We start from the raw sequence: 16,126 nt of genomic DNA on the forward strand, positions 1-16,126 counted from the left end.
TTAAGTTAATGCCTAATTTATAAACCTTCTTTTAGATGTTTATAATTCGATTTAATGGTGTCTAAAACTTCTTCCATTTTGCCTCCAAGCATTAATCTTGTCATTGATTTTGCCATGCCCACAACTTGTTCCCATTCTACTTTTGGAGGCATTGCCAAAGCATTTGGATTTGTGAAAATATTTAGTAAAACCGGACCATTATGTCTAAAGGCGTTTTCAATTGCCCCTTCAACTTCTTCGGGTTTATGAACATTTATTCCCTGAAAACCCATTGCCTGTGCAATTAGGCCAAAGTCTGGATTCACCATATCGGTTTCGTTATCCGGCAGTCCGTTAACTTCCATTTCGAGTTTTACCATACCCAAAGCACGATTGTTGAATACAATAATTTTTATGGGAATATTATATTGATGAATGGTAGCCAAATCGCCCAGTAACATAGACAAACCACCATCGCCGCACATGGCAATAACTTGTCTTTCGGGATGTGATAAAGCAGCGCCAATTGCCATTGGCATTGCGTTTGCCATCGATCCGTGGTTAAAAGAACCCAGCATTTTTCGTTCTCCGGTTCCTTTAATAAAACGAGCTCCCCAAACGCAAGTCATTCCGGTATCGACAGTGAAAATAGCATCCTTACTGGCTAGTTTATCAATGATATGGGCAACGTATTCAGGCTGAATCGTGTCTTCTCCGCCGTTATCATCAATATAAGTGTTCATGTTTTCTTTTACGCTGTTGTAGAATTTTAGCTGTGCTTCTAAAAAACTATCATCGGTTTTGGTTTCAAGGAGAGGAATCAGTGCTTCTATAGTATCGGCAACATCACCGCACAATCCCATATAGAGATTGGCTCTTCGGCCTAAACGTTCAGAACTGGTGTCAATTTGGATAATTTTATTATCAGCCGGCATGAATTTGTCATACGGAAAATCAGTTCCCAGCAATAAGACCAAATGAGATTCGTGCATACTATGATAAGCCGAAGGCTGCCCCAATAAACCTGTCATACCTATTTCGTTGGGATTGTTGGGCTGGATACTCATTTTTCCTCTAAAAGAATATCCTACAGGAGCTTTGATATGATGGGATAACTGTACGACCTGATCGTGAGCCTTTTCTGCTCCAATACCACAAAACAGAGTTATTTTGGAACTTTCGTTAATGACTTTTGCCAAATGCTGTAATTCAGTATCAGAAGGCCTGATTACAGGATTGCAATGAAAGTATTGTGTTGAAATATTGCTTTCAACCGCTTTTAATTCAGAAACATCACCTGGCAGTCCAATTACGGCAACTCCTTTTTTGCCTAAAGCATGTTGTATGGCAGTTTGTATAATTCTGGGCGCCTGCTCGGCTGTCATAATCATTTGATTGTAATAGCTGCAATCATCAAAAAGCTTTATGGTATTGGTTTCCTGAAAATAATCCATTCCCATTTCGCTTGTATTTATTGTTGATGCAATGGCAAGTAAAGGTACGTGCGAACGATGTGCATCATACAAACCATTAATTAAGTGAACGTGCCCCGGACCGCAGCTTCCGGCACAAACCGCAAATCCGTCCAGTTCTGCTTCAGCTGCAGCGGCATAGGCGCCAACTTCTTCATGACGTACATGTATCCATTTTATTTTTCCGTTTCTGCGTATCGCATCATTAAAATGATTTAAACTATCGCCGGTAACCGCATAAACGCGTTTTACTCCAGCCTCTACCAACATGTCAACTAATTGTTCTGCAACTATTTTACTCATGTGTTATATTTTTAAAATTAATATTTAGAAGTACACATTGGTTATGGTTTACTTTCTTAATGATTAGATTTTAATATATCTGGGGCAATGATGTAAAAGGGTTTTATAAAATTAAGGAAAAGATTTGGTTTTTGGGAGGTGCAAAGTAACAAAGGCTCAAAGTTGCAAAGGTTTTTTTTGGGAGGTTCTAAGTTGCTAAGCTTCTAAGGGACTAAGTTTTTTAATTAAATTAGAAAAGGCTCAGAGAAACAAAGTTTACACCTTATTCCTATGAACCTTTTAGCTCATAACCTTAGCAGCTTAGTACCTTAGCGTCTTAGCAACTCAGACTAAAACGGATCTGCGGTAACTTTAAAGTTCATTTTTGCTTTAACCGTTACATCTTTAGTTAGTGTTTCTTTTAAAGTAACCTGAGTTCTTATTTTATAGCTGTCGGCTTTAATGTATTGATCCAATCTTGCGTCAGTGCAAATTAAATCAATTGTGCTGCCTGAAGAGTTGATATTGTCCTGATAAGCCAATTCTATTTCATCAGAATCCGTTGTGGAAATATATAAATGAATCGATTTTAAAAACGTAAATGTTTTGTCTGATGGATCTGAAATAGTTAATTTAAGTGATTTAATCTTTACATCTTTTACAAGACTGGCTTTAGTTTTGTTGTTCTGAAATTCGGCCGAGGAATTGGTTGTAACATCCGGAGTGATAATTTCCGAAGGCAGATTAATAGGCGACGAGCTTTTAATTTTAATTGAAGCTTCATTGGTAATAGTAAAACTTAATAGATCATCTACAGCATCACAAGAAGTGAATGACAGCGATAATAAAAAGACAATGGCAATACATTTTGATTTCATAGTTAAATTTAAGAGGGGTTTGGTGTAGATACGAAATATTTTGATTTTTGGATTTTTGTTTTTCAGGTTCAAAGTAACAAAGGTTCAGAGCAACAAAGCAAAAAAACTTTTGTGATTTTATAAACCTCTGAACCTTTGCATCTTTGAGCCTTTGAACCTCAAAATCGGAGAGTTGAAAAAAAATATAATTTTTTCAACGTTCCGATTTTTCAATTTCGAATATAAAAAGTATTTTTGCGCATGCAACACAACGTACTTATTTTAGATTTCGGATCGCAATATACTCAGCTTATTGCGCGTAGAGTTCGCGAATTAAATATATTCTGCGAAATTTTTCCTTACAATCACTTTCCTAGTGATTTATCAGCTTACAAAGCAGTAATTTTAGGCGGAAGCCCGTTTTCTGTTCGTGCAGAAGATGCTCCGCATCCTGATTTGTCTCAAATTAGAGGTAAACTTCCAATGCTTGCCGTTTGTTACGGGGCGCAATATTTAGCTCATTTTAGCGGAGGTGAAGTTGCAGCTTCTAATACAAGAGAATACGGAAGAGCAAATTTATCTTATATAAAAGATAATGAAGTTTTCTTTGAAGGAGTTTCAGAAAACAGTCAGGTTTGGATGAGCCACAGCGATAGTATCAAAGCGCTTCCAACAAATGCTGTAAAATTAGCAAGCACACATGACGTAGAATTTGCCGCTTATAAAATTGAAGGCGAAACAACTTACGGAATTCAATATCATCCAGAAGTTTTCCATTCTACAGATGGATCAAAAATGCTGGAGAACTTTTTAGTAAAAATTGCCGAAGTTCCTCAAAACTTTACACCAAACGCTTTCGTAGAAGAAATGGTGGGAGAATTAAAAGAGAAATTAGGAAACGATAAAGTAGTTTTAGGATTATCAGGCGGAGTAGATTCTACTGTAGCAGCGGTTTTATTAAACCAGGCAATTGGTAAAAACCTTTACTGTATTTTCGTAAACAACGGGTTACTTCGTAAAAACGAATTCCAAAATGTATTAGACCAATACAAAGGAATGGGATTAAACGTTAAAGGTGTTGACGCCGGAGATCGTTTTCTTTCTGAACTTGCCGGAATCAGTGATCCTGAAACCAAACGTAAAACTATCGGTCGTGTATTTATCGAAGTTTTTGATGATGAATCACATTTAATCGAAGATGTAAAGTGGCTGGCACAAGGAACTATTTACCCAGACGTTATCGAGTCTGTTTCGGTAAAAGGACCGTCGGCAACTATTAAATCACACCATAATGTGGGTGGATTACCAGATTATATGAAATTAAAAATTGTAGAGCCGCTTAGAATGCTTTTTAAAGATGAAGTAAGAAGAGTGGGAGCTACTTTAGGAATAGATCCTGAATTATTAGGAAGACACCCTTTCCCTGGACCAGGATTATCAATTAGAATTTTAGGAGATATTACTCCGGAGAAAGTACAAATTTTACAAGATGTTGATTCTGTTTTTATCGAAGGATTAAAATCTTGGGGATTATACGATAAAGTTTGGCAGGCTGGAGCAATTTTGCTGCCGGTAAACAGTGTTGGCGTTATGGGCGATGAGCGTACTTACGAAAAAGTAGTAGCGCTTAGAGCGGTAGAATCAACAGATGGTATGACGGCTGACTGGGTTCATTTACCTTACGATTTCTTGATGAAAGTATCTAACGATATTATCAATAAGGTAAAAGGCGTGAATCGTGTAGTTTACGATATTAGTTCAAAACCACCAGCAACAATTGAGTGGGAATAGCAGCGTATTTTAAAATTAAGGTCTTACATTTGTAAGGCCTTAATTTTTTATAACCTACTATTTATGAGAGAACTTTTAACGATTTCTCTTGTGTTTGTTTTGTCTTTTAACAAAATAGCTGCACAAGATTCAATTATTGAGCACAAGATTCAAAAAGGAGAAACCGCTTATTTCATTGCCCAAAAGTATAAGGTTTCTGTAGATGAGATTTACAAACTCAACCCCGAATCGCAAAACGGAATCAAGGATAATCAAATTATTAAGATTCCGGTTCATACTTCACAAAAAATAAATCAGGACCAGCAGATTACTCATATTGTTGGCGCAAAAGAAACCCTTTTTGGCTTATCAAAACAATACAACGTTTCGGTAGCAGCTATTCAAAATGCTAATCCAGTTCTTGCCAACGGTCTTCAGATTGGCCAGGAATTAGTTATTCCCCATGCTTCCCATATTTCTAAAACAGAAATTATTACTTCTTCAAAAGTAACACATCAGGTTGTGGCAAAGGAATCTTTGTTCAGCATTGCCAGACAATACAATGTTTCGGTACAGGATTTAGAAAATCTCAACAAAGAATTACTTCAAAACGGATTGCAGATTGGTCAGACAATTGCTATTCCGAACAAAAGAAAAACGCTTGACGGAAGGGTTCGAGTAATCAATCAGGAAACCGTTTTTCATGTGGTGGAACCAAAAGAAACCAAATTTTCGATTGCAAAAAAATACGGAATTTCAATTGACCAGTTAGAATCGCAAAATCCGGAAATCGTAAACGGATTAGTTGTTGGCAATAAATTAGCCATTAACACTACAGCGATTAAACCAGCAAACGAAAGCGAAGAACTGATGCTGGCTCTGGCCGAAAAACAAGTGGTGGTGGAGAAAACAAAAGCCAAAACGGTTGAAATTGATGACTTAAAAGACAGATTGGTTATTCAGAAAGAAATGAATCAGAAGATTATAAAAATTAATGATTTAAAAGTGAATTTGAATGATATGAATGGTTCGCGGGAAAATTCGGTCGAAAAATTGCGTCTGGTTTTAGAAGCCAACAAAAATGTTCAGGATATTTTAATGGCAAAGTTAGATTCACTGGTAAATACCATGAATAATGATTTGGTAGAATTAAAACGAATGGATATTCTGAATGTAGATGAATCAAAGCGGTTGGAAAAGAAATCATACGAAAGTATTGGCAAAACAAGTGAATTATCTTCTCAACTAAAAAAAGAACTGGCAGAGAACCGAAAAGCGTATGCGGGTTTAATGAATAAAGTGGAGAAAATTGCGGTTGAAGAAAATCAGGAATACAAGAAAAAAATCCGCGAAAGCGAAAAGAACAGCAATGTTACTTCCATACAGCAAAGACTTTCCTTAGACGAAATTAAACGATACAAAGTAGAACAGGAGCAAGGCGATGCCAAAAATCAGCTTTTGATTTCAAAAATTGATTCGCTCGACACCCAAAAACAAATTGAGGTAAAACGCCACATCAGCAAAGCCACTTATTACAGCATGGAAGCCAGGAAATTTGATGACAAACTGGCTTTGGTTAAACTGAAAAAATATCAGGATGAAGCAATAAAAAAATCAAATTCTTCCGAAACTTCAAAAGCAGTTTCACTAGAAGAAATGCGACGTGAGCTTAAAGAGAACCCGTTTAAGAACGAAAAAAATGTAAAGATCGAAGTTTATGATAATCTTAAAGAAGTTTCAAACGGCTATTACTTAGTTTTAGGTATATTTACAGACGCAACACTGAGAGATAAGTTAATTATGAAACTTATTGATTCAGGTGATTTTAACGCTAGTTTTTTCTTTAATATAAACAGTCTTTCTTATTATGTTTATTCAGATAAGTTCCAAAATATGGAGGAAGTTTTATATCAATGCAAGAAAAAAGAAGAAGATGAGTTATATAAGAACGTTGTTATTGCCAAGTTAGAAGTTGATCTTCGATAATTTTGGCAGGAATTGACAAATGGCCTGAATCTTGTATGGGAGAAATTAGTATCTTGTTTTGAATTAAAAATTAAAATTGTTTTAAGCCTTATTTATGAAATATTATTCGACATTATTTTTACTTGTTTTTTTTGTAACTGTTTCTGCTTTTTCGCAAGGGAAAGTGGTAAAATACACGGTTTCAAGTGGAGAAACGATTAACCAGATTGCGCAAAAATTTAAGGTTACGCCTTTTGATATTTATGAATTAAATCCTGATGCGAGAAGAGGTTTAGTGCCTAATACTGTTTTATTGATTCCGGCTGCAACGAATAAAAATTCGGACAAAAAAGAAACAGCTGCGGTAAAAATAGCCGGCGGTTCAAAAGAAATTATTCATGAAGTACAGCCAAAGGAAACTTTTTACAGTATTGAGAAAAAATACGGCATCTCTGATGAAGCCTTAAAAGCAGCGAATCCGTTTCTTGAAAAAACCGGAGTTCAGATTGGTCAGAAATTAGTAATTCCTGCAAAAGGAGCTGCGTCGAAAAATACAGCAGCTGCAGAAAAAAAACCGAAAGATAAAGGACCTGAAAAATACGTATATCATGAAGTTCAGGCAAAAGAAACGAAGTATTCTATTGCAAAACAATACAATACAACTGTTGAAGATTTAGAGAAAAGAAATCCTGAAATTGTTTCCGGTTTACCGGTTGGATACAGAGTAACGATAAAAGGAACCGCTCCTAAAACAGAAACTGCAGCACCTGCTGCAGCATCCAAACCTGAAGAACATAAAAAAACTGCCGAATCTAAAAAAGCAGTTACTTACATGGAATATCAGGTAAAACCAAAGGAAACTTTCTATAGTTTAGGAAAAGTTTTTCATTTGTCGCAAGAAGAATTATTAGCATTAAATCCTTCACTTTCTGAAGGGGTAAAAGAAGGAATGGTTTTAAAAGTTCCTGCGGGATATATAGCTCCGGCACCAATTGTGGCCCAGCAACAGCCTGCAGAAAAAACAACTCCTGCAATAACTGAAAAACCAGTAGAAAGTAATGGCGGAGGCGGTATCAAAATTATAGATAAAGTAAAATCTGAAACGGTTTCTGCAGATCCGGAAATTGTAGAATTGACAAAAAAAAGAGGACAAAGTGACCGTAAGAAAGTGGTTTTACTGCTTCCGTTTAATTTAGCAAAATTACAAAGCGATACAACCGGAACGGCGGCTCGTTTAAAAACAGATAAGTTTTTGAATATGACGCTTGATTTTTATTCTGGAGCTATGATGGCAATTGACTCAGCTAAAGCATTGAAACTTCCAATTGATGTTTCGGTTTACGATTCGCAGGAAACCAAAACGACATCAAATATCTCGTCGCTACTGGCACAGAATAAGCTGCAGGAAGCTGATGCCGTTGTAGGTCCGTTTTATCAAAATAATGCCGAATCTACTGCAAACTCACTTCGTTTGTATAATGTACCGGTTATTTCTCCATTGTCAAAAGACGCAGCAAATCCGATTGATAATTTGTATCAGACGATACCATCAAGTGATGTGGTTAGAAATACTGTTTTTGACTATATGCGTGCTAAAAACGGAAACATCGTGGCTGTCGTAGACAAGAAAAAAGAATCGGTTATAAATTATATTAAGCAAAATCAAAAAGGTGTTGTTTTTGCGGCCTTAACAGAAACTGGCGGATTGGATGTAGCCAATTTAAAAAGCTTATTACTGCCAAACCGCATGAATTATGTGGTAATGGAAACCGGAAATACGGCCATGATCAAAACGACAATTAAAGCTTTGATCGATGCGCAAAAAACGTGTCAGGTTCAATTAGTAATTTTGGAACCAAACAGTACACTGGATACAGATGAGATCGATTTTAATAATTTGATGAAATTGAAACTAATGTATCCGTCAGTTACGCGCGATAGTGATGATCAGGCTGTTTCAATCTTCAAAAAAGAATATAAACTGAAAAACAAAGCATATCCAAACACCTATGCAACCAGAGGTTTTGATGTAACTTTTGATACAATGATGCGTTTGGTACAAGGAAAAACATATCAGGAAACAGCAGATTTAATGACAACACAACAGGTTGACAATAAATTTCAGTTTTACAAAAAAGAAGATGGCGGACACGCAAATAAAGGTGTCTACATTTTATATTACGATTCAGACTTAACTATAAAAGCAGCAAATTAATGACATCAAAAGTAACCTATTTAGGCGATTTAAGAACAAAATCAATTCATGTGCAATCTGGAAGTGAAATCATTTCTGATGCACCTTTAGATAATAACGGAAAAGGTGAAGCTTTTTCTCCAACAGATACTGTTGCTAATGCTTTAGCGAGCTGTATGATGACTATTATGGGAATTAAAGCTCGCGATTTAAATGTAGATTTAGTTGATTCGACTGCTGAAGTAACTAAAATCATGAATGCTGAACCACGCCGAATTGGGGCTATCGAAATTGTTTTTGATATGAAAAGTAACGCCGATGAAAAAAGCAAAACCATTTTAGAACGTGCGGCAATGACTTGTCCGGTGTTTTTGAGCTTAAGCAGCGAAATTGAAAAGAATGTTACATTTAACTGGAAATAATTTTAAAGTTATAAAATAAGAAAAGGGCACTTTATGGTGCCCTTTTCTCGCTTTAATACTAACTAATCAACCAATAAATATTTATTCTGAAAACTCCAGTTTTTTCAATTTATTCCAGCCTCCTCTGGTAAAATCCGGAATTTCTACAGGAGACGAATTATGATCCAGAGAAATTTCTGTTAACGGACCCAGGCAGGACCATTCTGCTAAATCGTAAACATCCATATCTAATGGAAGGCCTTTTTGTAAACAGTAAATCAAACGGTAATCCATAATAAAATCCATACCTCCATGACCGCCTACTTTTTTGGCTTGTTCCTCAATTCCTTTTACGATAGGGTGTTTGTATTTTGTCATCAAAGCTTTTTTAACCTCTTCAGGAACAAAAGAATGTGCGCTTAATTTTTCGTGATTTGGTTTTACATCATCTCCTAATTCTTTACCATCCAAAGCATAACCTTCTAATGGATATTTGTTTGCAAAACCTTTTGTACCGCTCAATTGATACATTCTGCTGTACGGACGGGGAGAAGTAACATCGTGCTGAATTTGAATTGTTTTTCCGTTCTCGGTACGAATCATGGTCATGGTGTGATCTCCGTTTCTGAAGTCTTTAATTTCCTGACCTGATTTTTCTTTAATATAAGCCGGATTTCCCACCGCTTTTGTATCCATAGAAACTAAGAAATTCATTTTGTCTCCACGATGAATATTCAAAGCCTGGCAGGCAGGACCCATTCCGTGTGTTGCGTAAACATCGCCGCGATGTTTAATGTTGTAATCCATTCTCCAGTTATTCCAATATTCTCCCCAAAAAGGCTGTAAACCGTGAATGTACGATCCTTCGGCATGAAGAATTTCTCCAAACAAGCCTTGCTGTGCCATATTTAAAGTAGTAAGTTCGAAAAAATCATAAACGCAATTTTCTAACTGCATACAGTGTTTACGGGTTTTTTCAGAAGTATCAATAAGTTCCCAGATTTCTTTCATGGTCAAAGCGCCTGGCACTTCAATAGCGACGTGTTTGCCATCTTTCATAGCCTGAACTCCAATTACGGCATGGTGTAGCCAGTCTGTGGCAACATACACTAAATCAACATTTGGCAGAGCGGTTACTTTTCGCCATGCATTTTCATCTCCAAAAAATTCCTGCGCTTTCGGCAGTCCTTGTTTAGTTAGAATTTCGTTTGCCGATTGTGTGTTTTTTTCGAGCATATCGCAAAGCGCTACAATTTCTACACCCGGAATATGTGTCATGCGTTCTACTGCTCCCGGACCACGCATTCCGAGTCCGATGAAAGCGACGCGTACAGTTGGAATTGCCGGTGCAGCCAAACGTAAAACGTCCTGCTGGCCTTTGGCGCGAGCCGGAGTTTTGGTTTTAATTATTTGTGCGGACAGCGTGCATCCAAATAAGATACAGACTGCTAATATAAATTTTGATAAACTGGATTTCATAATTAAATTTCGTTTTTGAAATAATTTCTAAAAGCTGATTTTGTTTTTAACCTCTCTAATGAACCAAATTAGAGAGGCTTCAAAAAACAAACAATTCTAAATCACCTTGATTTTTTCTGCGTGCAGAACGTACTAAAATCACTAATTATAGAATATACTTTAATATATTTTTATTTGTCTAATACTTTTGGCTGTTGAATTTTTTGATTAATGGCGTTACATGTTTTTTCGTGTCTTCGTCTAATGAAGCCAATGAATTATCTGCTTCGGCTTGTGAGTATTTTGCTAATCCTGCTATTCCTGCGGCAATTACGTTGTATGATTGATTTTTGATGCTTTCCTGCATTAAACTTTTATAAGATGAATCGTTTGTCGAAGCCAGTTTTAATATCGCTGCAGCTCTGGCAATGGTCTTTTTATCGTTTTTAGCGATATCAAGCAGGGTTTTTAAAACAGTTTCTTTGGTTTGTTTTTCATTTAAATCAATTGCTTTTATACTCAATGCTCTCAAGTCTTCCTGCTGATCTTTTAAACTTTCCAGCAAAACAAGCTGTGACTCCTGACTTCTGTCTTTTGAGGCAAATTTTATGGCTTCGATTCGGTTGTAATACGATGGTGCATTTTTATATTGAAAAAGATAATCAGCAGGAGTTTTTTTATCTACATTAACTTCTCCAACCAGGATTTTATCTGGATCTAAATCTATAAATTCAGGTTTTGAAGGAAGGTCAAAGCTGAAGCTTTGTTCTCTTTTATTAATTAAAATATCTTTTCTTATTTTAGTTCCGTTCGCGTAAAAATCAACTTTTAATGGGAGCGTAAATGTTTGCACTGCACTATCCTGAGATTGAATTATCGTAATAATAATTTTTCCGTTAGCGTATTTGTAAGTCACATCCAAAATTGGACTTCCAGCATTATAATACCATTGATCAAAATAAGGCAGCCAGTCTTTTCCAGTCACTTCTTCCATCGACAGACGCAGTTGATGCGGTTCGCCGGATTTATAAGCATTTGTTGTTAGATAATGATTTAGTCCTTTAAAAAAGGCTTCGTCTCCCATTTGGTTTTTCATCGCATACAAAATAATCGAACCTTTTGAATAGCTGATATTATCAAACATATCGTCTGCGTTTTTGTAATGAAAACGTGCTAAAATTGGACTGTTGCCATTTTTTTGAGAGCGCAGATAATTCTGCAATTTCTCATAACGCGATCTGTCTTCCGCATCTTGTCCGGCATCGTGACCGTGCCAAAGTACTTCTCCAAAAGTGGCAAACGATTCATTCATTGTTAAGTTTGACCACGACTCAGCCGTTACATAATCTCCAAACCATTGATGAAAAAGTTCGTGAGCAATGGTACTTTCCTGATTATCATCTAATAATTCTCTCTCTGTTTTTTGAACATATTCGCCATGAACTGTAGCCGAAGTATTTTCCATTGCACCTCCAAAATAGTCTTTCACCACAATTTGCGCGTATTTTGCCCAGGGATATTCTACGCCAAGCATTTTGCTGTAAAAATTCATCATATCTGGCGTTTTATAAAAAATCTGTTTGGCATACGGCGCGTATTTTGGCTCTAAATAATAGCTGACTTCTTTTCCGTTATAAGAATCTTTATAGATTTTAAAATCTCCAACGGCCATCATAAATAAATAAGGTGCATTTGGCTGTTCCATTTTCCAGGTATCGGTTCTTGTACCGTCTTTATTTACTTTTTGTGAAGTTAATTTACCGTTTGAAAGCGTGGTATATTTTGCCTCCACTGTCATTGCAATTTCAGAAGTTGTTTTCTGATTTGGTTTGTCAATTGTGGGAAACCAAGCCGATGAAGCTTCAGTCTCGCCTTGCGTCCAAATTTGCGTTGGTTTGTCTTCTTTTCCGTCAGGATTAATAAAATACAATCCGTTTGAGTTTGTAATCGATTCTCCGGCTTTACTCTTCAGTTCTGCTGGTTTTGCGGTGTAATTAATGTAAATCGTATACTTTTCAGTTCTTTTGTATTTTCTGTTTAAAGCAATCGAAAGTTCCTCGTTATCGTATTTGTATTGTAGCGGAATACTTTTTTTACCGTCAATAACAGCGATTTCTTTGAAATCCATTCCTTTTGCATCCAGTTTAAGCGAATCGGTTTCGTAAAAATGGGGTTTTAAGGTAATCCATTCTTTTCCGTACAAATAACGTTTTCCGTAATCGAATGAAACTTCCAGCTTGGTATGAATTAAATCATGCATTTTTAAAGGAGTAGTGCGATAAATGGATAGTTCATCGGTCTTTTCTGCTTTGTTTTGTGCTTCTATTTTTGGACTTATCAAAAGGACAAGACCCAAAAAAGTATATTTTAAAAAATGTTTTTTCATTTTAATTGTTTTTGAAAGTTCTTTACAGTTTTTCGATAATTCTAACTTCACCGTCTTTTTCGTCTTCACTTAAAATAGCCGATTGTTTTTTGGTGTAAGACAATAAACTCCACTGAATTATTTTATTGGCAGGATATAAGGCAGCTTGCTTTTGCAGCCATTCCTGCGCTTTTTCTGCCGAAGCTGTTTTTTCTATTGCCCAAGCCGAAATAAGCTGATTAGCAGGCAAAAAGTTCATAACCGTATTGTCTACTTTTGGTTGAAACGCCACGATTTTTCGCAGCGATTTTTCTGCCGTTTCTTTATCTCCCAAATTGGTATAAGACAGATAATCGAGCCAGTTTTCCAGCCTTTCGTCAATATCTTCTTCGTATGGTTTTCCAACTCCCAAATTCTGAGGCCAAAGTTTTGCATCGGAAATAAATTGTAAAGCTTTTTTGTACTGTTTGTTTTTCATTTCTGCCAAAGCCTGCATCAGTTTTGCTTCGTGATACAATTGTCTTCCGGCGGTTGCTCCTTCAAACGGAAGAATTTCCAACTTGGTTAAAAAAGCATCTGCTTCTTTATATTTTTTGTTGAGAAGCAAGGTTTTAGCATACAACATTCCGATAAGATAATTCTCTTTATGCTTTTTGTAAAACGGTTCAGTAATGGCAAGTGCCTTATCAAATTGTTTTTGAGCGATGTAATGTTCTGCCAATAATTTTGGATATCGCCAGCTTTGGCTGTCTAATTTAATAGCCTCTTGCAGACTTGTAATTACGACTTGTGAATCATCTTTAAATAAAGAGGCTTTTGCAGCATAAAAAGCAGGATCAACTGGTTTTGTACCGCATTTCGAGAACAATTCTTTTGCTTTAGAAATGTTGCTGCGATTCCATTCTATTAAACCCAAATGATATTTTAATTGATACTGTTCGTTTTTCTGAATTAAATCTTGAAGAATAGCAGCGGTTTCCGGGCGGAAAGGAAAACTTGTTCCGGGCTTAATTTTGCTGATATCAACTGATTTGTTTTCTAAAAATGCCTGCCAATATATAATTTCAGCACTTGGAGCCACCAAAGCAAAGACTTTTAAAGCTTCATCTTTAAGGCCCAGATCCTGATACCATATTCCTAGTTCTAAATACGTCTGCTCCGGCATTTCATTTTGAATTTTCGATGTGAAATGCGATTTTGATGTTTCTGATTTTTCTGAAAGGAATTTTTCAAAACCTGCAAAATGATTTAAAGGGTCAACGCTATTGATTTTATTAAGCACTTCATTTGCTTTGCCTGCGTTATTCTCTAAGCGGTAAATCACGGCCAAAAGTTGTAAACCTTCTAAATTATTCTGATTGTTCAGCAGGCTTTTTTCGGCATATTCAGCGGCTTTTGCCCAATCATTTTCTTTAAAATAAATTTTGCTTAATGCGGTGTAAGCCGGACTGCGAAATTCGACACTTGCGGCAGCGATATCAAAACCGTCTTTGGCATCTGTAATATTGCCTAAGTGAAGATTTGCCAAGGCATAGTAATAATTGGCAGCAGGATCATAAGTATTTATTGCCAATGCTTTGCCTGCTGTTGCAATGGCTTCCTTATATTGAAATTTTCTTATTTGCAATTGTGCCAAATCAGAAAGGGCGGGAGCAAAGTTTGGGTCTTTTTGCAGGCACGCATTCAGTTTTTCCTCAGCTAAAACATAATCTTTAAAGCTAATGTAGTTTTTGCCCTGCAGGTATAATCCGTAAACGGAATTATGGTCGAAATCTTTTGGAAGTTCTGTCGGACGATTAATGTTTCCATCTTCTGGATCAGAATTCCAAACCAGTTTATTGCCGCCCAAAACAAATTTCAATTTATTAGAATCGACTTTTATCTGAATCGAATCTTTAAATGTTTGCAGCGTATTCAAAGCAATATCTTTAGAATACACTTTTTTATCGCCTTCAAAAACTTCAATTCTTTCATTTAACTTTTGAAGTGGAGAAAAGTAAATTTTCAGCCAGCCGTTTTCGCTTTTAACATTAACAGATCCAAAATTGTTCGCTTTTACAAAACCCTTTGTCTGTTTTACCGGAAACCAGTATTCGGTCCATGAATCTGTTTGATATGGCGCAAAAGAACGTTGTTTAAAAGGCGTTAAACTGCTGCTTTCGCTTGCCTGATTAAACAATCTGCCGCTTTGTACTTCTACATATTGCCCGTCAGTATCGGTTAATAATTTTTCCCAAATCATACCTTGCTGCGACAATCCCCAAATCCATATTTTTTTTCCGGGTTTGTCGTCGTGGTTTCCATATCTTCCCATTCCGAAATCTTCGTCATGCCAATATCCGCCAAAGAAATCATTGTATTTCCCAAAAACATGATAGGATTTATAACCTCCAAAATCATTGTTTTTATAAAAAGATAAATCTTTGCCGTTTTCTTTATCAATAGGCCATGAATTATATTCGCCATTGTGTCCAATATAAGTTTGTCCGGGATAGATAAACTGCAGGTTTCCTGCTGCTTTGATTCCGGTATTCATCCAGGTATAGTAAGGCTGCTCTAATTCTGTTGAATTAAACCAGAATGAGTTCGTTGTAAAATAAGCTTTGTCTTTTGGCACGTTGATGTCCAGTTTCCACGAAGTTCTGGTGAGTAAATCCAATACGCCAATTACGCAGCTAATGCTTCCGTCTTCTCTGTTAATAATCGTGTAATCAACTGGAGTGGCACAATTTGGTGTATGGCCTATGATACCATAATTTCCTTCAACCCCGCCGCTTGTCCACGGACCGCGCATCGCAATATCTCTGAATTTGATTACATGATTGTTATAAACAAAGTCTTTTCCGGTTGATTTTTCTATGGCAGACCAGACTTTTCCGCCTATTTCAGGCAGAATCATCAGTTTGATATAATCGTTTTCTATTTCAATTACTTTCCATTCTTTTTGAACGGGTTTGTCTGTAAATCCATCAAAACGGAAATACGGATAAAACTTGGTATCAGGTTTCGGAATCGGATCCGGATCTGAAAAAGGGTAAGTAGTGAATACTTTTTTGTATTCCTTTATAGTGGGTTTATTTTGTGCATGGACAAAGAGGCTTCCAAAGAGTAAAATGGATAATAATGGTTTGAATTTCATGATGGAGAGCTGGTTTTTGTGGTTGTTTTTTTTAAACACATAGAATCATAGTTTACTTTGTCGATAAAGGCATTTCATTTGTCTAAATTCACATAGTTATGTCTATGTGTTTCAAATCTAGATTTGTCTTTAAACTCTTTATAATCAAAGAAGAAACTATGTTTCTATATGTTTAATTTTTTTTTTACAGTTTTGTCATTCTTGTGAGATTCCGATCCCGAAGCCTCGGGATCGGAATGACAAA

Annotated in this window: 9 protein-coding genes; 4 read left to right on the forward strand and 5 right to left on the reverse strand. The window is 36.3% G+C overall.

The window, feature by feature from the left end; translation table 11 throughout:
- Positions 1-17: 17 nt before the first annotated feature.
- Positions 18-1,754: a thiamine pyrophosphate-dependent enzyme gene (locus tag BKM63_RS12805; RefSeq protein WP_071636968.1), complete on the reverse strand. Its 1,737-nt coding sequence runs from the start codon at positions 1,752-1,754 to the stop codon at positions 18-20.
- A gap of 329 nt (positions 1,755-2,083) precedes the next feature.
- A complete protein-coding gene (locus BKM63_RS12810) occupies positions 2,084-2,611 on the reverse strand; it encodes a hypothetical protein (protein ID WP_071637360.1) in 528 nt (175 codons plus the stop codon).
- Between the two features lie 240 nt (positions 2,612-2,851).
- Here BKM63_RS12810 and guaA point away from each other — a divergent pair, with 240 nt between their 5' ends.
- The 4 genes from guaA to BKM63_RS12830 all read left to right on the forward strand — a co-directional run bounded on the left by guaA (position 2,852) and on the right by BKM63_RS12830 (position 8,941).
- Positions 2,852-4,381 (forward strand): glutamine-hydrolyzing GMP synthase, encoded by a 1,530-nt coding sequence (gene guaA / locus BKM63_RS12815; RefSeq protein WP_071636969.1) that lies wholly within the window; start codon positions 2,852-2,854, stop codon positions 4,379-4,381.
- 63 nt (positions 4,382-4,444) lie between these two features.
- Positions 4,445-6,346, forward strand: a complete 1,902-nt coding sequence (locus BKM63_RS12820) for a lytic transglycosylase (protein WP_071636970.1) — start codon at positions 4,445-4,447, stop codon at positions 6,344-6,346.
- A 94-nt stretch (positions 6,347-6,440) separates the two neighbouring features.
- Positions 6,441-8,540 (forward strand): PBP1 and LysM peptidoglycan-binding domain-containing protein, encoded by a 2,100-nt coding sequence (locus BKM63_RS12825; protein WP_071636971.1) that lies wholly within the window; start codon positions 6,441-6,443, stop codon positions 8,538-8,540.
- Complete coding sequence (locus tag BKM63_RS12830) at positions 8,540-8,941, forward strand: OsmC family protein (protein WP_071636972.1); 402 nt, start codon at positions 8,540-8,542, stop codon at positions 8,939-8,941. The genes BKM63_RS12825 and BKM63_RS12830 overlap by 1 nt, the downstream gene beginning before the upstream one ends.
- Before the next feature lie 81 nt (positions 8,942-9,022).
- Here BKM63_RS12830 and BKM63_RS12835 read toward each other — a convergent pair whose 3' ends face one another.
- The 3 genes from BKM63_RS12835 to BKM63_RS12845 form a co-directional block, all read right to left on the reverse strand.
- Positions 9,023-10,399 carry a Gfo/Idh/MocA family protein gene (locus BKM63_RS12835; protein WP_071636973.1) on the reverse strand — a complete coding sequence of 459 codons (1,377 nt, stop codon included), beginning with the start codon at positions 10,397-10,399 and terminating at the stop codon, positions 9,023-9,025.
- Between the two features lie 178 nt (positions 10,400-10,577).
- Positions 10,578-12,764, reverse strand: a complete 2,187-nt coding sequence (locus BKM63_RS12840) for a M1 family metallopeptidase (RefSeq protein WP_071637361.1) — start codon at positions 12,762-12,764, stop codon at positions 10,578-10,580.
- Between the two features lie 22 nt (positions 12,765-12,786).
- Entirely contained in the window at positions 12,787-15,882 is a 3,096-nt protein-coding gene (locus BKM63_RS12845; protein ID WP_071636974.1) for a DUF5107 domain-containing protein, read from the reverse strand.
- Between the last annotated feature and the right edge of the window lie 244 nt (positions 15,883-16,126).

The organism is Flavobacterium johnsoniae, from assembly GCF_001879205.1.
GTDB lineage: Bacteria > Bacteroidota > Bacteroidia > Flavobacteriales > Flavobacteriaceae > Flavobacterium > Flavobacterium johnsoniae_A.

Coding starts and splice junctions, on each gene's coding strand:
- BKM63_RS12805 (WP_071636968.1), bottom strand. CDS start 1,754: ATGAGTAAAATAGTTGCAGAACAATTAGTTGACATGTTGGTAGAGGCT.
- BKM63_RS12810 (WP_071637360.1), bottom strand. CDS start 2,611: ATGAAATCAAAATGTATTGCCATTGTCTTTTTATTATCGCTGTCATTC.
- guaA (WP_071636969.1), top strand. CDS start 2,852: ATGCAACACAACGTACTTATTTTAGATTTCGGATCGCAATATACTCAG.
- BKM63_RS12820 (WP_071636970.1), top strand. CDS start 4,445: ATGAGAGAACTTTTAACGATTTCTCTTGTGTTTGTTTTGTCTTTTAAC.
- BKM63_RS12825 (WP_071636971.1), top strand. CDS start 6,441: ATGAAATATTATTCGACATTATTTTTACTTGTTTTTTTTGTAACTGTT.
- BKM63_RS12830 (WP_071636972.1), top strand. CDS start 8,540: ATGACATCAAAAGTAACCTATTTAGGCGATTTAAGAACAAAATCAATT.
- BKM63_RS12835 (WP_071636973.1), bottom strand. CDS start 10,399: ATGAAATCCAGTTTATCAAAATTTATATTAGCAGTCTGTATCTTATTT.
- BKM63_RS12840 (WP_071637361.1), bottom strand. CDS start 12,764: ATGAAAAAACATTTTTTAAAATATACTTTTTTGGGTCTTGTCCTTTTG.
- BKM63_RS12845 (WP_071636974.1), bottom strand. CDS start 15,882: ATGAAATTCAAACCATTATTATCCATTTTACTCTTTGGAAGCCTCTTT.